This window comes from Falsibacillus albus (genome assembly GCF_003668575.1).
In the GTDB taxonomy this organism is placed as follows: domain Bacteria; phylum Bacillota; class Bacilli; order Bacillales; family DSM-25281; genus Falsibacillus; species Falsibacillus albus.
This window is the reverse complement of record NZ_RCVZ01000001.1, coordinates 321,206-338,073: the sequence shown is the minus strand read 5'-3', so window position 1 is coordinate 338,073 and position 16,868 is coordinate 321,206. Positions and strand designations below refer to the sequence as shown.

Here is a 16,868-nt window from a genome sequence, read left to right as displayed (position 1 = left end):
CAACAGGTTAAAATGTTTAGTTAACAATAAAAATGGTTCATTTTTTGGCGTTAGGATGGATAAGGTTGATTTCCACTCGTCTTCCTAGGGGCAGGTGGTGAGAGTCTCGCACCTTCCACTCCAATCAATTAACCGTTAAACAGCAATCTTTGAGAAAACAGCCTTTACAATAATTTAAAATTCACATCCAGACAAATGACAAAAGGGATCAGAGTAAATTCTCTGATCCCTTTTTGTCTGCTTATCATTCACATAAAATCGTATGGCGTCACATGATCCATGCCGATCATTGGATTAATTGAATGGATGGCCTCTTCCGTCAGATATTCGATGCCGTCCTCTTCATGTTCTTTCAAATCTTGTACAGCCCCGATTGCTTGCAATCTGCTGCAAAGAGTCGTCCTTCTTTTTTGGTCATCTTCCCGCTCGACACCCATTTTCAATGCTTCCTCTTCTCCGCATAATATAAGGAATTGTTTGCTTCTCGTAATCGCAGTATATAGCAAGTTCCGCCTTAGCATTCGATAATAGCTTTTCACGACAGGCAATATCACGATTGGAAACTCGCTCCCCTGGGATTTATGGATGGAGCAGCAATAAGCATGAGTGATCTGATTTAAATCCTGCTTTGTATAGGTGACTTCAATTCCATCGAAGGAAACGATGACCATTTCTTTTTTTTCGGTATTTTCTTTCGCGTAAAAAATCGAAATGACCTCACCGATATCTCCATTGAACACATTGCTCTCAGGTTGATTGACAAGCTGCAGGACTTTATCCCCGATTCGATATTTTACATTTCCAAATGAAATTTCTTTGCGTGAAGAATCCTCATTGGGATTGAAAATTTGTTGAAGCAATTCATTCAAACGGTCGATCCCTGCCGGCCCCCTGTACATCGGAGCAAGCACTTGAATATCCTTCGCCGAAAATCCTTTTTTCCTGGCATTTTCAACTACTTTTTCAACTACTTCTCCAATCTGGGCAGTTCGACATTTAATGAAGGAGCGGTCAGGCTGCTGTTTCCCTATGCTGGGAGGAAGATATCCTTTCTTTATTTCATGCGCCAATTCGATGATCGAGGACCCTTCAGCCTGTCTGTAAATATCGACCAGCCGGACTGTCGGGACGACAGATGATTGCAATAGATCCTTTAATACCTGCCCTGGCCCAACTGAAGGAAGCTGGTCCTCATCTCCCACCATGATTACTTGGATATGCTCCGGCAATGCCTTAAAAAGTTGATGTGCGAGCCAAGTGTCCACCATTGACATTTCATCGATGATCAAGAGCTTACCTTCAATTACATGATCTTCATCCGAATTAAACCCTTCTTGTCCATTCCAGCCCAATAAGCGATGGATGGTCACCGCTGGCAGACCAGTTGATTCTGTCATTCTTTTGGCAGCCCTTCCGGTTGGAGCGGCCAAAAGCACCGGAAATGGTTCTTCTTTCTTGTATTGCGAAGGGTCCAATGAACATCCATGAAGTTCGGCAAAAAGCTCGACGATCCCCTTGATTACTGTCGTTTTTCCTGTACCCGGGCCACCGGTTAAAAGCAGCATCGGCGACATAAGTGCACGCTGGATGGCTTCTTTTTGCGAGGGGGCATACTGGACGCCAAGACGCTCTTCCAAGTCACCCAGAGCAAGCAGGAATTCCGACTCTGGAAACTGGTCCTCATATTCTTCCTGTGCAAGGAGCCTCTGAATATTGGTCACAAGTCCTTTTTCAGAAAAATAAAGGGAAGGGAGATATAGCCGCTGTTCTTCGACCATAAGCTTGCTCTCTTCATTCAATTTGACCACTTCATTCGAGATGTCTTGAAATTCAATCTTGACAGGCTGGTTGTCTTCCAACAAAGCTTTCACTTTCTCCAACACTTCACGAGCCTCCACATAGACGTGGCCATCCTGCATACATTGCTGCTCGACGACATACAGGATGGCTGCTTTGATGCGATCAGGGTGGTTTCCTTTTATACCGAGTTTACTCCCTAACTCATCCGCCCGGCCAAAACCGATTCCTTCTACAGCTTCCACGAGCTGGTAAGGATTTTCCTGTAAGATTTTAAGTGTATTTTCTTTGTAAGCCTGATATATTTTCATGGAAAGCTGGGGGCCGAATCCGAATTGGTTCAACCCCACCATTATTTGTTCCAGCCCCTGATGCTCCATCAATGCATCGTATAGATCCTTGGCTTTGTCCGATGGCAGCTTGGGGATTGAATCAAGGATGGACGGGTTATCCAAGATTTTGCTTATGGCATTCTCGCCTAATTCAGCAACGATCTTTTCTGCCGTTTTGACTCCGATTCCTTTAAATAATTCACTGGAAAGATAATTGACGATTCCTTCTTTCGTCTGAGGCAATTCCTTTTGATAATGGGTGACATGAAATTGCGGGCCAAATTTTGGATGTTCTTTCATTTGGCCATAAAACATGTAAGTTTCCTGTTCATGTATCTTGGGGAAGTAGCCGGTAATGACCGCTTCCTTATCCTGGTTAGGGACATTCGACTCATCGACCCGGATGCGGATGACTGAATATAGATTTTGTTCATTATGGAAAATCGTTACAATATGCCTTCCTTTTACATACTCTTCCTCTTCGGAAAACAAATCCAAATTATGCTGCTTATCCATCCGCATATCCCCCCTATTATTGCTGATTTTCCATTGCCTTTTCCATCATTTTCTTCCCATAGCCCGCAAGCATATGGTCTGGCTGAATCTCTAGTGCTTGGTTAAAATAGGACAAGGCCATTTCAGGATCATCCATGTGTCCTGCCACTGCCACTCCTAAATTGTATAAAGCATCCGGATGTTCAGGGTCCAGCTCCAATACTTTTTTCAACTGTTTGATGGCTTCATCGTAGAGGGCCGCTTGGCAAAGACACAATCCATACTGGAATCCCGCCTCGACGTCATATTCATCAAGCTCGACGCTTCTTTGAAGATATGGAAGTGCCAGGCGGAATTGCTCGGCTTGCATCAGGCATAAGCCAAGCATAAAATAGGCATCACTGGAGTCAATGCCATTTTGCACAGCTTTTTCGAACATTTCCGTCGCTTCTTCGAGCCGTTCAACCTTAAAATAATGATTGCCCAGGCTGTAGTAAGCAGCTCCCGCATGTTCATCAAGCTCGATTGCTCTCAGATAAAATTTTTCAGCACGCTCCAGTTCACCGACAGTTGACAGCACATGGCCAAAATTAATATACCCAACCGGATCTTTCGGATTTTCATTGATGACTTCATTAAAAAGTTTGATCGCCTCTTCAAATTTTCCATCCTGTAAAAGTTCGATTCCTGCTTTATTTTTATCCAATTCACTACACCTCAAAATTTATTATCTCTGCGTTTATAAAAAGGCTCTTTTCAAATGGCCTTTACCATTCATATTCTAATACGAAGTATACCATAAATGAGTGCTGGTCAGTCAGGTCGCATATAACCTTTGTCAACTTATGTCAAGGACCTGTTCAATCACTCCACAGATGGCTCTTTTCGTGAAGTTTGTTGCTATTGAACAAAGGTTGTGTAAGGTTGATTTCCGCTTCAGGATGCTCGCTTTCCGAGGGGACTCACAGGATGATGTTGGCACACGACGTGCCGAACTTAATCGAACATCCGCCTCACATCTCCTCGCTTCGCTGCAGGGTCTCGCACCTTCCGCTCCAATCAACTTCATATGATGAGTTATTTTTTAAAAAAACTTTTAAAAACGATCTTCACGAAAATAGCCTTACAGAAAGAAAAGGCCCATCATGGAAACAATTCCATGATGAGACCTTTTCTGTCAACCTACATAAGTTAATTTTTTGGCATGCTTAAATATTTCATCGATGGTGCCTCCGCCCAAGCATTCATCCCCGCTATAAAAGACAACTGCCTGGCCTGGCGTGACCGCCCTGACTGGTTCATCAAAGATCACTTCGACTTTGTTATCCTCTAGCACCCTTACGGTTACTTGGTGATCCGGCTGGCGGTAGCGGAACTTCGCTGTACAAGTAAATTCTGAAGGCTGCTCCTTATTGGATACCCAGCTTACATTCGTTGCAATAATCGAATCGGAATAGAGTGCCTCGTGATCGAAGCCTTGACCGACATAAAGGATATTTCGTTCCAAATCCTTTCCGATCACGAACCAAGGATCTCCTGAACCCCCGATTCCCAAGCCATGACGCTGGCCGATCGTGTAATACATGAGGCCATCATGCTTGCCCATCACCTTGCCATCAAAAGTCTCCATATTGCCGGGCTGCGCCGGTAAATAATTGCTCAAGAATTCCTTGAAGTTCCTTTCCCCGATAAAGCAAATACCGGTGCTGTCTTTCTTTGCAGCAGTGGCAAGGTTCGCCTCTTTGGCAATTTCCCTTACCCTCTTTTTATTGAGGCCGCCGATAGGGAACATTACCTTCGAAAGCTGATCCTGTGACAGCTGGTTGAGGAAGTATGTTTGATCTTTATTGTCATCAAGACCCCTCAGCATTTTGTATTCCCCATCACGGTACGCCACTTGGGCATAGTGGCCAGTAGCCAAGTAGTCCGCCCCTAATTTAACGGCATGCTCAAGAAATGCCTTAAACTTGATTTCCTTGTTGCACATGACGTCGGGATTCGGCGTCCTGCCTGCCTTATATTCCTCTAAGAAGTAGGTAAATACTTTATCCCAATACTGCTTTTCGAAATTGACGGCATAATAAGGGATTCCGATTTGGTTGCATACACGGATCACATCATTATAATCTTCGGTTGCCGTACAAACGCCATTCTCATCCGTATCGTCCCAGTTTTTCATAAAAATGCCGATGACATCGTAGCCTTGTTCCTTCAGTAAAAGGGCAGCAACGGAAGAATCCACCCCTCCGGACATCCCTACGACGACGCGTGTATCTTTTGGTGCTTTTTCCAATGCACTGCACCTCCTTTTCCTAGTTGGTTAATCTATGAATGATGGCAGCTGTTTTTTCAGCAGCCAATTTGATTTGATCTAATGTATTATTCAATCCAAAGCTATAGCGAATGGAGTTTCGCAAGCGTTCTGAATGATTTCCGAACATTGCGACAAGAACATGTGATGGCTCGATTGATCCAGCTGTGCAAGCCGAACCACTCGAAGCCGCAATGCCTTCCAAATCTAAATTGACCAGCATTGCTTCAACATCTGTGCCCGGAAAGCTCAAGTTTAGCACATGAGGAAGCGACTCATCAAGAAATCCGTTCAGCCTGTAATCGATCCCTTTTTCAGATAAGATTTGCAAGAAAACATGTTTATATTGTTGGCATGCCTCTCCCTTTTGGACTTTCGTTTCCTCCGCGATTTTGACGGCCTCTGCAAATCCGACAATGGAAGCGACGTTTTCTGTTCCTGCACGTCGTTTCCGCTCCTGTTCACCGCCAAGCGCTCTTGGAAGAAGTGAAACCCCTTCTCTTGCGTATAAAAAACCGACGCCTTTCGGACCATTGATTTTATGCGATGAAACGGACAAAAGGTCGACTCCCAATTCATTGACATTGATGTCCTCGATTCCGTATGCCTGTACAGCATCCGTATGAAAGACCGCCTGATGATCATATAGGAGTTCATTGATCCCCTTTATTGGCTGGATCGTTCCGACTTCATTATTCCCATATATAATGGAAACGACAATGGTTTCATCCGTGAGGGAAGATTTCAAATCTTCCAGGCTTATGAGTCCATGTTCATCGACCGGCAAATACGTCACCTTGAATCCTTCATTTTCCAATGCTTGGCACGTATGAAGGACGGCGTGATGCTCGATCGAGGACGTGATGATATGCTTCCCCTTCTCTTTCATGGCATGGGCAGCGCCGATAATTGCCATGTTATCCGCCTCTGTTCCGCCGCTTGTAAAAATTATCTCATTAAAATTGGCACCGATGCTTTTAGCCATGACCATCCTCGCTTCATCCAAGATCCTTCGAGCTTCGCGCCCGTATGAATGTATGCTTGAAGGGTTTCCATACTGCTCCTGCAGGATGCCCATCATTTTATCGATGACCTCTGGATGAACCGGGGAAGTAGCTGCATGATCTAAATAAATTCGTTCCACCATTTTTCACTCCAATAAGCTTAAATATAGACTTTTTTCAAAAATATTGTGTAAGGTTGATTTCCGGTGCAGGATGCTCGCACTTTCCTCTACAATCCAAATGAACAGTGAAAAACAACCATTTTAAAATAACAGTCTAGATATAAAACATATACGCATCCGATTCGCCATCGCTCGTATGGCTGGCTAAATCTTCAATGGTTGTATTGTCCAAGACATCTTTTACTGCATCGCGGATTCGAATCCACAACTCCCTCTTGGCAGGTTCTTCATCCTCGATTCCCTCGACAGGGCTGATCGGTCCCTCAAGGACACGGATAATATCCCCTGATGAAATTTCAGATGGTTCCTTTGATAAAATATACCCTCCGTACGCTCCTCTGATACTTTTGACCAAGCCTGCATTTCTTAATGGAGCAATTAATTGCTCCAAATAATGCTCAGACAAATCGTGGGCAGAAGCAATCGTTTTTAATGAAGTCGGCCCATCTCCATGACGCTTGGCCAATTCGATCATAATGGTGAGACCGTAGCGGCCTTTCGTTGAAATTTTCATAGTTTTGCACCTCGATTAATTTCTTTTTCGATCATTTTTTTTGATAATTTTTTAGTAAATTTATTAATAAGATAATCGGTTAATTTCTGACATTGCGGCAATGAAAATCCGACCAATGTTCCAATTGCTGCACTGAATATGATGGTTCCATACGATACCGGGCCGCCTAATATCCACCCAAACAATAGAACGATCAACTCCATTCCTCGTCGGACACGTGGAATTTTCCAGCCGGTTTTTTCATGGACGGCCAGCATAAAGCTATCCCGTGGGCCAGCACCGATCCTTGCAGATATATACAGCCCCATCCCATAGGCCATAATGATCATGCCGCATAGGAACATGGTGATTTTTCCTGCAAGTCCTTTTGGGGTCTCCATAAAGGGCAGCAGCATATACAAATCGATGAAAACACCGACTAATATCATATTTAAATAAGCTCCGAACTGCGGAAATGTCTTCGTCAGCAAGGAGGATGACCCGAGCACGATAAAGCCGATAAGGATGGACCACGTACCTATTGTCAGGCCAAATTTGTGAGCGAGGCCTACATGAAGCACATCCCATGGAGTGGCACCGATATCGGCCAATATTAAAAAGACAATTCCCAAGGCCATTATCCAAAGCCCCAAAACAAAAATACCAAGTCTCGCACTTATCTCTTTTTTTGTGTCCATATCGTTTCCCCGCTCCACCGGATTTGAATGATTTTATCTCCGTTGGTTTTTTCAGTAATATTGTTCCTAAGGAGCTGAAATTTGAAACAAGCCAACCTAAGAACAATGTTTCTGAAAAAGAGCCTTAACTTTTGACATTATAGCACAGAAACTCTTTCAAATGCATTTGAACAAAACGTTTGTTACAATAACGATTAAGAGAACGTCAGTTTGGAGAGATGCGCATGAATGAGAAACCACTTGCATTCAGGATGAGGCCAAGGAGCATCGAGGAAATTGTCGGTCAGCAGCACCTGGTCGGTAAGGGTAAAATAATTGATCGGATGGTAAAAGCAAAAATGCTTTCCTCCATGATTTTATATGGACCGCCAGGAATCGGAAAAACTTCGATCGCAAGCGCCATTGCCGGGAGCACCAAGTATGCCTTCCGTACATTGAATGCCGTCACAAATAATAAAAAGGATATGGAAATTGTTGCTCAAGAAGCAAAAATGTCCGGTAAGGTCATTTTACTTCTGGATGAAGTACACCGGCTTGATAAGGCAAAACAGGACTTCCTTTTGCCTTATTTGGAAAACGGCATGATCGTCCTGATTGGAGCCACCACCAGCAACCCCTATCACGCGATCAATCCCGCCATCCGGAGCAGATGCCAAATTTTTGAATTAAAGCCGCTTACACCAGAAGAAATGAAGTCGGCTTTAACGAAAGCTCTAGCCGATGAAGAAAGGGGGCTGGGCAAAAAAGAGGCGGCAGTTGAGCCAGCTGCACTTGAACATTTCGCAAGAGCAAGCAATGGAGACTTGAGAAGCGCCTTGAATGCCCTTGAATTAGCTGTCCTTTCATCAGAACCTGATGAAAATGGCATCATTTCGATTGGAACTGGCATTGCAGAGGAATGCCTCCAAAAGAAAAGCCTTGCACATGATAAGGACGGGGACGCCCATTATGATGTACTTAGCGGGTTTCAGAAATCAATCCGTGGAAGCGATGTGAACGCTGCTCTTCATTATTTAGGACGATTGATTGAAGCAGGCGATCTCCCGAGCATCTCTCGCCGCCTTCTTGTCATTGCTTATGAAGATATCGGCCTGGCAAGTCCGCAAGCGGGGCCAAGGACACTGGCTGCGATTCAAACAGCGGAAAAAATCGGATTTCCGGAAGCCCGGATCCCCCTTTCGGCAATCGTGATCGAGCTTTGCCTGTCGCCAAAATCCAACTCTGCCATCATGGCCATTGATGAGGCACTCAAAGATATTCGGGCCGGTAGCAGCGGAGAAGTTCCAGACCACTTAAAAGACGCTCATTATAAAGGAGCAAAGGAACTGGGAAGAGGCATTGAATATCAATATCCCCATAATTTCGAAAGCGGCTGGGTCAAGCAGCAATACTTGCCGAATACCTTGAAAAATAAAACGTATTACCAGCCTAAGAAAACGGGAAAATTCGAACAGGCCATTGCAGGCATTTATGACAAAATCAATAAGTCCAAATAAAAAAAGGTGCCTAATCGCAAGTCCGATGGGCATCTTTTTTTTGTAGACAAAGAGAGTGGAGAGAACAGCCTCTACCAATCCCTCCCCAGCGTATTAGCAAACATTTGCGTGGAATTCGAGACCAGGTCCCATTACGCCTTGTTTGAGACATGACACAAACAAAATTCGGCTCGATCTGGTCCCATACAACATGAAATGAATATAGAGCCTGGGACAAAAGTGTTTTAGAAGAAGAAAAACCCGAACTATATTGCGAAATCTTTTAAGACTTCGGATTCGTTCGGATTTTTCATGTTATTAAGTGTTTGTTGTTTTTAGCAGATTCTAGCTGTTGATTGTAGTGCAAGACGAAGACTCCGGCGGGAAAAGCGGAGGTGCCTTGCCTAGTGGCGACAAGCATAAGACGAATCTCACGGAAAGGTGTCCTTTCCCTTTTTGACAGGATCGGCTTATGACCTCGAGCCCCTAAGCCCCAGAGCTAGACAGTGAGTCCCCGCAGGAGCGCAGCGACTAGGAGGCTCACCGGCCGCCCGCGGAAAGCGAAGTCTTGCGCGGAAATCAACAGCGGTGTAATAGAAACTAACAACACCTCTATATCCTAAAATGCCGTTTGCATAAGTAGCCGTCTCATTCTTACGCAGCTACATCCCGTTTGGAGAAAACCCCGAATGCGAGAGCCAAAAATACGATGAAGTAAATGATCAGCACCGTGACTGAGAATCCTAGGGTCATCCCTTTCACTAAAGGAACCCCATCTGAATACACCGTTAAATCCGTATTGGCAAAAAGAATATATTTTGCCCAATCGAATTTGCTCGCTACAAGGGTTGTAAATATACTTCCTGAGAAAAGCAGGAAAATGGAGATGCCTATTGCGAGCGAACTATTCCTGAACACTGCAGAAATCATAAACGCCATGGTCGCCAGCATGAGCAGGTCGATGGAACCAAACAAATAAGTCTTCACTAAATGCAGGAGCATGCTTTGTTCGACGACTTTACCGGATGCATAGGCCAAGTATGCATGACTGCCTTCACCAGTTCCAAAGAGAATCAACCCCAGTAATCCAGTAACAACAAATAAAATGAAAAGTAATGAGAGTCCGAACAGGATGGTCGTAATATATTTCGAGAGAAGAATTCGCCACCTGCTGATCGGACGAATCAATAATAGTTTGATCGTCCCCCAATTAAACTCACTCGCGACAATGCTTGCAGCGACGATGATGGTGAAAAGGCCAATAAAAGAAATTAAATCAGATGCTCCAGCAATGAACGTCCAAACCGTTTCTCCTTTTGCCGGGGCAATGTCATGCTGGATGCGATAGTCATTAATGGCGATTTGCTTTTTCAATTGATCCTTTGCAGCAGCTGGCATGTGCCCGTTTTCCATATTCTTTTTAGTTTGTTCATTTTGCACGGTTAATGCCTGTTTCCAGTCGCCTTTTTGCGACGCGCTGTGAAGGTCGTTATATTTCGTAAATGCCCCCATGATGCCAATGATCAGCACGATTAAACCGATCATGACATAAGTTCCCGGACGCTTAAAGATTTTTATCCATTCGTTTTGAATTAATTTAAACATATCTTCGTTTCTCCCCCTACAAATTGGTAACTTCCAAGAAGCGGTCTTCCAAAGATTTTGCCACTGCTTTAACGCCAAATATATCAATCTCATTTTCTACCAATAAACGGATCACGCCGGGAACATCTTCTTTTAAAAGAGGAAGTTCGATGCCTGCCTCCGTACGCTTGCATGTCACGCCAAACTTATTTTCCAGCAAAGGCAGTGCTGCATCGATATTAGATGTCTCAATCATATAAACCTGCTCGCTGCCGCTTACGAAATCACGGACTGTTTGAACATCCGTCAGTTTTCCTTTCTGGATGATGGCAATCCTGTCACACATCATTTCCATTTCAGCCAATAGGTGACTTGAAACAATGACAGCCATACTTTCCTCCCGTGCCAGTCTCCGGATATAATCCCTTATTTCACGAATCCCTGCAGGATCCAGGCCATTGGTCGGTTCATCCAAGATCAGCACTTTCGGCCGATGAAGCAAGCATTGGGCAAGGCCAAGACGCTGTCTCATTCCCAATGAATACGTTTTGACCTTTTCGTTGATTCGGTCTGTCAATCCTACAAGCTCGACCACTTCTGCAATTCTCTCCTGCGTAATGCCTTTGATCATTCTTGCGTATTGCATTAGGTTTTGGCGTCCTGTCAGAAATTTATAAAGCTCTGGATTTTCAACGATGGCTCCAACATGCTGAATGGCTTTTTCAAAATCCTTTTGAATGCTGCTACCATTGATGACGACATCCCCGGAAGTAATTCTCATCAATCCGACAATCATCCGGATAGTCGTCGTCTTCCCTGCACCATTCGGCCCTAAAAAGCCAAATACTTCCCCTTCCTGGATGTTAAAGGACAAATCATCAATGATTTTTTTGCCCTTAATCACTTTCGTCACATTTTTCAGTTCCACTATGGTCGACATATTCATGTTCCTTCCTTTAAATAAATTGTTGTTTAAGCCAGCTTGAAACAGAAAGCCCTTTTTCTTCTCGCAATTCTTCTACGTTTTCTCTGCCCAAAAGGTTCCCATTAAATATTGAAATGACTTCATCGAGCAACGGTTCAATTTCATCAATCTCATGCGTGGCAATCAAAACAGTCTGTTTTTCAAAGTCGATGAAGGATATAAGGCTCTTCACGATTTCCTCCCTGACCATGATGTCCAAGCCGGAAAAAGGTTCATCCAAGAGAAGAACTTCTGCATCCCGTGCCATCACCAAGACAAGTTTGAGCCTCCCCCTATTCCCCTTTGAAAAATGCTTTATTTTTTTTGCCGGATCCAACTTCATCAGTTTCAAGAGCTCCGATGCTTTAACAGCATCAAAATCACTGAATTGCGATGCATGAAAATCCACCATTTGTTTCACTGTGAAATTTTCATAAAACATATCAAGCTCCGTTAAATAAGCTACCTTTCTGCTTATTTTTCGCGTCACCGATTCTTGATCTACATACAGATTGCCTTCACTGGGATATACAAGACCTGCAATCATTTTTAACACAGTCGATTTACCGCTCCCATTCGGTCCGAGCAGTCCATAGATCTTTCCTGGCTCCAAGGAAAGGGAGACATTTTTCAGGGCAAAATCATTTCCGTACCTTTTTGTGACGTTCTCAAGGACGATTTTCATTCCTCTCACCTCCATCCTCCACCAAAAAATTGTTTAAACCATCGATGATTTCACCTTTGGTCAATCCAAGGTCCATCATATTCTTCACAAAGGCATCAATGATATCATTTTTCATCCGGACTTTTATCCCCATTAAAATGTCATCTTTTTCAGTGACAAACGTCCCTTGCCCTCTTCTCGTCTCCACAATCCCCATCCTTTCCATTTCACTATAAGTCCTTTGTACGGTGTTTGGATTTACCCCGGATTGAAGGGCAAGCTCCCGTACCGAAGGAAGCTTGTCACCAGGAAGCAATTCCCTGCGGACGATTCGATTAATAAGTCTGTCTGCGATTTGAATATATATTGGTTTCGATGCTTGAAATTCTTCTGACATACTATTTACACCTCAACCTTTTTATCCAGGAGCCAGCTGGACAAATAAAACAAGCAAATGCCCAGTACTGTATATAGAATAAATGGAATGATCGGAATCATCGTCGTTGATACCTCTGTTGTCCATTGATTATTTTCGTAATGGAAGCTGCCTCCGCCAAGCGCTTGAATCTTCCATGTATACAACCATTGCTTGAAAAGGGAAATCCTCAAAAACAGCGACTCCAATGAATTCCAAACAATGAAAAACAACAGAAGAACCAGCCAGCGCATCCTCTTGATCCGTGGATACTTGCCAAGTGCATGATAGACCGTCCAATAAAAAAGAATCCAGCAAGTGACGTACAAACTAAATGCGATGAGAAAGATATTCAATAAGAAAATCGGCTTCGCCAAATGCCCCATACCGGAAATGCCATTGATCATGTCAGGCGTCAAATAATAATTGAGGATGAGCAAACCAGCAACTGTCAAAAATAATTGAGAGATAATTTGGTACATCAATGCTATCGCAACTTTTGAGAGTATCAGAACCTTTGTTGATTGTGGGTTATGAAGCCAAAGCTGCGTCTTGGCTTCTACCCTTAAATAAGACATCATGATGCCTGGAATGAACCATAAATGGGTGAAGCCCAATATCATTAGTGCTGCAAAAACCACAAGACGCTGATCTGTATACTCTGATACGCCAAAAGCAAGAAATAGAATCAGCAGCATGAAAATAAACCATGTAAGCATCCAGGACTTTGATAAGTGATAATCCTTTCTTAACAAACCACTAAAAGAATCCACCAATTGCCCTCCCTTTTTTTTTCATCATAGATGTTTTAGTGTTCTAGTTGAATAGTACACTAGAACAAATAAAGGAGTCAATACATATTTGGTAAAAATGTACAAAAACTTAAAAGTGTTCCTTGAATAATATGTTTTCTGCAGGAAAAAGTAGGATGGAAGAGGTGATGATCGTGAATAAAAGAAAAGATCCGTGGACCCCTAAAGAAGAAGAAATTTTAAAGGAACTTGTTCATTCGTTCAAAAGACGGGGATTAATGCAAAAAGAAGCATTTGAGGAAGCAGGGAAAAAGCTGAATCGTTCGCCCGGTGCTTGTAAACATAGGTGGATGTCAATCTTAAAAAAGAAGAGTATGCCCACCAGCACCGACTCCTCAACCGTCAGCTTGGAAGAGTGTATTGAATTCCTCATACAATGTCATGAAGGAGAAAAGCTTCAAACAGCAAACCAAAAACTGAAAGAAGAAAGACAGAAACTGTTTGAAAAGCATGGAGAACTGAACAAAGAATACGAAAAGAGCCTTCATCGCTATATTCTTCAACAAAAAGAGTATCAAGTGCTTCTTTCCGCATTTGAAGACGCTGCATCCCAAATGCCAAAAAGCTCATTACATTAAATGAAATGAGCTTTTTCTAAATCGGCCTATTCAGCTTAGTCGTTGACTCTCTTCATTTTAATGCCGTTTTCGGTCAGAAGTTTGTCAATGACGTATCCAGCCATGATCAACCCGGAAACGGATGGAACAAATGCATTTGAAGATGGCGGCATTTTTGCCTTCCGGATTTCCGCTTCATCATTGCCGACTTCTTTGCGGATTTCTTCACGGATAACAATCGGACTTTCATCCGAGAACACAACAGGAATGCCTTTGCGGATTCCTTCTTTGCGAAGTCGCAGACGAATGACCTTTGCAATCGGATCTGTATGCGTTTTAGAAATATCCTCGACTTTGAAGCGTGTCGGATCGGATTTATTGGCAGCCCCCATACTTGAAATGATCGCGATATCCCGCTTCAAGCATTCCTTCATTAAATGAATTTTGTAGGAAATCGTATCGGAAGCATCCACGACAAAATCGAGATCATAGCTGAAGAATTGTTCGTATGTCTCTTCCGTATAGAACATTTTCAAGGAAATTACTTCACATTCCGGGTTGATATCCTTGATCCGCTCTTTCATTAAATCTGCTTTTGGTTTTCCAACCGTCGAAAGCAGAGCATGTATTTGACGATTGATATTGGTGATATCCACATCGTCTTTATCGACGAGGATCAAACGACCGACTCCCGACCTTGCCAGCGCCTCAGCTGCAAAAGAACCTACACCCCCGATTCCGAGCACGGCAACGGTACTATTTTTCAGTATGTCCAGGCCATCTTTTCCCATGGCCAATTCATTTCGCGAAAACTGATGAAGCATCGAAAATCAACTCCAAATTATATTTCATTTAATATGATTCCTGAATTAGAATAAACGATTCAAGCCATTAAAGCAACCTTTCCGATAGGATTAAAAGCACCTTTGCTCCCCGTGATAATGACAAATATGGATTAATCTTATATCTACCCATCTGAAAATGCATAAAACAAAAAAACCTCTCTAAAAATAGAGAGGTTTTATACTCATATAAGGTTGACGAGGTCCCAATTGTGCCGTCGGATAAAATCCTTCGTTTTGAACCCGCTCTCGGCAGGTGGGTGTTCTGCTCCAGGCTTTGTAAGTCCTCATGGAGGCATGTACGCCGTCTGGAAACTCAAACTCCCGTTGTTCAAAGTGTTCGGTCAAAACTGTTAGGTAGAACAACGCACACATCAGGACTCGTCGTCGTTGTAAAAATAGTACCACAAGAAAGAACGATTTTCAATTCTAAAGCATTCTCCAAAATATTACAAATGGCAGTTTAGGATTCAACTTTTGGAATATTCAATGCCAAGTTCAGATCCTCAAGCTGCGCTTCGCTGACTTCACCAGGAGCATTTGTAAGTAAGCAGCTGGCACTTGCTGTTTTAGGGAAGGCGATCGTATCCCTTAAGTTCGTGCGGCCGGCCAACAGCATGACAAGTCTGTCCAAGCCCAGCGCAATCCCGCCGTGCGGAGGGGTGCCGTAATCAAACGCATCCAGCAGGAATCCAAATTGCTCTCTTGCCTGTTCAGGCGTAAATCCTAGGACAGCAAACATCTTTTCCTGAATATCCCTTTCAAAGATACGGAGCGATCCACCGCCTAATTCATAACCGTTCAAAACAAGGTCATATGCTTCCGCTCTTACTTCTTCAGGATTTGAATCGAGAAGGGAAAGATCTTCCCTCACCGGCATTGTGAAAGGATGATGAGCAGCATAGTAGCGCCCTTCTTCTTCGTCGTATTCCAGCAGCGGCCAATCTGTTACCCAAAGGAAATTATATTTGCTTTCATCGATTAGGTTTAATTCTTTTCCAAGTTTCATGCGCAACGCACCGAGGGCATCTGCAACGACAGATTTCTTATCTGCTACAAATAACAGGAGGTCTCCAGCTTCAGCAGATAACGTGGAGGATAGCGCCTGCTGCTCTTGTTCAGGGAAGAATTTTGAAATCGGTCCTTTCAATCCTTCAGCTTCGACTTTTAACCATGCTAGACCTTTTGCACCATATCTTGAAACAAATTCTGTCAATGCGTCAATGTCTTTACGTGAATATTTGTCTGCAGCCCCTTTTACATTAATGGCCTTTACTTGTCCACCGCTAGCAACCGTTCCGGCAAATACTTTAAAGCCAGAATCTTTTACGAGCTCCGAAACATCCACTAATTCCATTTCAAAACGGGTGTCAGGTTTATCCGATCCATAGCGGCTCATCGCTTCATCGTAAGTCATCCTCGGGAAAGAGGAAGGCACTTCAAATCCTTTCAACTCTTTCATCAGCTTGGACATCATTCGTTCAACCATTTCAATGATATCTTCCTGGGACATGAAGCTGGTCTCGATATCGATTTGAGTGAATTCAGGCTGTCTGTCCGCCCTCAAATCTTCATCCCGGAAGCAGCGTGCAATTTGATAATATTTTTCAAAGCCGGAAACCATCAGCATCTGCTTAAAAATCTGCGGCGACTGCGGCAATGCATAAAACTCTCCAGGGTGTACACGGCTAGGGACTAGATAGTCTCGCGCGCCTTCTGGAGTGCTTTTCGTCAAGATCGGTGTTTCAATATCCAAAAATCCTTCATTGTCCAGGAAATTTCGGAAGGATTTTGTGACATCATGTCTCATCTTGAGTGTTTCATACATGACAGGTCTTCTTAAATCCAAGTAGCGATATTTCAGTCTTAATTCTTCCGAAACATCAGCTGCGTCGGAAATAACGAAAGGAGGAGTTTTCGCTTCGTTTAAAATGTTGATTTCGTTCACTTGGATTTCGATTTTGCCCGTGTTCAGATTCGGGTTCACCGTTCCCTCTTCACGCGCAACAACCTTGCCTTTGATATCAAGTACATATTCGTTTCGGACCTTTTCCGCTGTTTCAAGCGCTTCCTTTGAGCCATCTGGATTGAACACGACCTGTACGATTCCCGTGCGGTCGCGCAAATCGATGAAAATCAAGCCGCCCAAGTCCCTGCGTTTTTGTACCCAGCCTTTCAGTGTAACCGTTTCGCCAATATTTTGTTCCGTTACTTCTCCACAATAGTATGTTCTGCCGTACATT

Annotated in this window: 15 protein-coding genes and 1 other RNA gene; 2 read left to right on the top strand and 14 right to left on the bottom strand. The window is 43.5% G+C overall.

The genetic code is table 11. The annotated features are described in order from the left end of the window. Nucleotides 1-248: 248 nt before the first annotated feature. The 6 genes from recD2 to D9X91_RS01600 form a co-directional block, all read right to left on the bottom strand. Complete coding sequence (gene recD2, locus D9X91_RS01630; protein WP_121678804.1) at nt 249-2,645, bottom strand: SF1B family DNA helicase RecD2; 2,397 nt, start codon at nt 2,643-2,645, stop codon at nt 249-251. Nucleotides 2,646-2,661: 16 nt separating this feature from the next. Beyond that, entirely contained in the window at nt 2,662-3,330 is a 669-nt protein-coding gene (locus D9X91_RS01625; protein ID WP_121678803.1) for a tetratricopeptide repeat protein, read from the bottom strand. 471 nt (nt 3,331-3,801) lie between these two features. Continuing rightward, a complete protein-coding gene (mnmA, locus tag D9X91_RS01615; protein ID WP_121678801.1) occupies nt 3,802-4,917 on the bottom strand; it encodes a tRNA 2-thiouridine(34) synthase MnmA in 1,116 nt (371 codons plus the stop codon). A 19-nt stretch (nt 4,918-4,936) separates the two neighbouring features. Then, nucleotides 4,937-6,079, bottom strand: a complete 1,143-nt coding sequence (locus D9X91_RS01610; protein ID WP_121679011.1) for a cysteine desulfurase family protein — start codon at nt 6,077-6,079, stop codon at nt 4,937-4,939. Nucleotides 6,080-6,215: 136 nt separating this feature from the next. Further along, nucleotides 6,216-6,635, bottom strand: a complete 420-nt coding sequence (cymR, locus tag D9X91_RS01605) for a cysteine metabolism transcriptional regulator CymR (protein ID WP_121678800.1) — start codon at nt 6,633-6,635, stop codon at nt 6,216-6,218. Beyond that, nucleotides 6,632-7,312 (bottom strand): YczE/YyaS/YitT family protein, encoded by a 681-nt coding sequence (locus D9X91_RS01600; RefSeq protein ID WP_121678799.1) that lies wholly within the window; start codon nt 7,310-7,312, stop codon nt 6,632-6,634. Before D9X91_RS01600 ends, cymR begins: the two co-directional genes overlap by 4 nt. A 224-nt stretch (nt 7,313-7,536) precedes the next feature. Here D9X91_RS01600 and D9X91_RS01595 point away from each other — a divergent pair, with 224 nt between their 5' ends. Beyond that, nucleotides 7,537-8,808, top strand: coding sequence for a replication-associated recombination protein A (locus D9X91_RS01595; RefSeq protein ID WP_121678798.1), 1,272 nt, complete (start codon nt 7,537-7,539; stop codon nt 8,806-8,808). Between the two features lie 633 nt (nt 8,809-9,441). Here D9X91_RS01595 and D9X91_RS01590 read toward each other — a convergent pair. The 5 genes from D9X91_RS01590 to D9X91_RS01570 are packed head-to-tail and all read right to left on the bottom strand — an operon-like array spanning nt 9,442 to nt 13,187. Further along, complete coding sequence (locus D9X91_RS01590) at nt 9,442-10,392, bottom strand: ABC transporter permease (RefSeq protein WP_121678797.1); 951 nt, start codon at nt 10,390-10,392, stop codon at nt 9,442-9,444. Nucleotides 10,393-10,408: 16 nt separating this feature from the next. Further along, nucleotides 10,409-11,311, bottom strand: coding sequence for an ABC transporter ATP-binding protein (locus D9X91_RS01585; protein ID WP_121678796.1), 903 nt, complete (start codon nt 11,309-11,311; stop codon nt 10,409-10,411). A 16-nt stretch (nt 11,312-11,327) separates the two neighbouring features. Beyond that, entirely contained in the window at nt 11,328-12,020 is a 693-nt protein-coding gene (locus D9X91_RS01580) for an ABC transporter ATP-binding protein (RefSeq protein WP_121678795.1), read from the bottom strand. Beyond that, nucleotides 12,004-12,396, bottom strand: coding sequence for a GntR family transcriptional regulator (locus D9X91_RS01575; protein ID WP_121678794.1), 393 nt, complete (start codon nt 12,394-12,396; stop codon nt 12,004-12,006). The genes D9X91_RS01580 and D9X91_RS01575 overlap by 17 nt, the downstream gene beginning before the upstream one ends. Before the next feature lie 5 nt (nt 12,397-12,401). Next, a complete protein-coding gene (locus D9X91_RS01570; RefSeq protein ID WP_121678793.1) occupies nt 12,402-13,187 on the bottom strand; it encodes a hypothetical protein in 786 nt (261 codons plus the stop codon). A 173-nt stretch (nt 13,188-13,360) separates the two neighbouring features. Here D9X91_RS01570 and D9X91_RS01565 point away from each other — a divergent pair, with 173 nt between their 5' ends. Beyond that, nucleotides 13,361-13,804 carry a Myb-like DNA-binding domain-containing protein gene (locus D9X91_RS01565; protein WP_158598209.1) on the top strand — a complete coding sequence of 148 codons (444 nt, stop codon included), beginning with the start codon at nt 13,361-13,363 and terminating at the stop codon, nt 13,802-13,804. A gap of 35 nt (nt 13,805-13,839) precedes the next feature. Here D9X91_RS01565 and D9X91_RS01560 read toward each other — a convergent pair whose 3' ends face one another. From D9X91_RS01560 to aspS, 3 genes are all read right to left on the bottom strand, one after another. Beyond that, nucleotides 13,840-14,607, bottom strand: coding sequence for a tRNA threonylcarbamoyladenosine dehydratase (locus D9X91_RS01560; protein ID WP_121678791.1), 768 nt, complete (start codon nt 14,605-14,607; stop codon nt 13,840-13,842). A 217-nt stretch (nt 14,608-14,824) separates the two neighbouring features. Beyond that, a non-coding RNA gene (gene ssrS / locus D9X91_RS01555) (6S RNA) lies at nt 14,825-15,009 on the bottom strand. Between the two features lie 79 nt (nt 15,010-15,088). Next, a complete protein-coding gene (gene aspS, locus D9X91_RS01550) occupies nt 15,089-16,867 on the bottom strand; it encodes an aspartate--tRNA ligase (protein WP_121678790.1) in 1,779 nt (592 codons plus the stop codon). Nucleotide 16,868: the final 1 nt, after the last annotated feature.

Bases quoted from the DNA above. Each gene is read 5' to 3' on its own strand.
- aspS (WP_121678790.1), bottom strand. From the start codon at position 16,867: ATGTACGGCAGAACATACTATTGTGGAGAAGTAACGGAACAAAATATT.
- D9X91_RS01600 (WP_121678799.1), bottom strand. From the start codon at position 7,312: ATGGACACAAAAAAAGAGATAAGTGCGAGACTTGGTATTTTTGTTTTG.
- D9X91_RS01560 (WP_121678791.1), bottom strand. From the start codon at position 14,607: ATGCTTCATCAGTTTTCGCGAAATGAATTGGCCATGGGAAAAGATGGC.
- D9X91_RS01595 (WP_121678798.1), top strand. From the start codon at position 7,537: ATGAATGAGAAACCACTTGCATTCAGGATGAGGCCAAGGAGCATCGAG.
- D9X91_RS01585 (WP_121678796.1), bottom strand. From the start codon at position 11,311: ATGTCGACCATAGTGGAACTGAAAAATGTGACGAAAGTGATTAAGGGC.
- D9X91_RS01575 (WP_121678794.1), bottom strand. From the start codon at position 12,396: ATGTCAGAAGAATTTCAAGCATCGAAACCAATATATATTCAAATCGCA.
- cymR (WP_121678800.1), bottom strand. From the start codon at position 6,635: ATGAAAATTTCAACGAAAGGCCGCTACGGTCTCACCATTATGATCGAA.
- D9X91_RS01590 (WP_121678797.1), bottom strand. From the start codon at position 10,392: ATGTTTAAATTAATTCAAAACGAATGGATAAAAATCTTTAAGCGTCCG.
- D9X91_RS01580 (WP_121678795.1), bottom strand. From the start codon at position 12,020: ATGAAAATCGTCCTTGAGAACGTCACAAAAAGGTACGGAAATGATTTT.
- recD2 (WP_121678804.1), bottom strand. From the start codon at position 2,645: ATGGATAAGCAGCATAATTTGGATTTGTTTTCCGAAGAGGAAGAGTAT.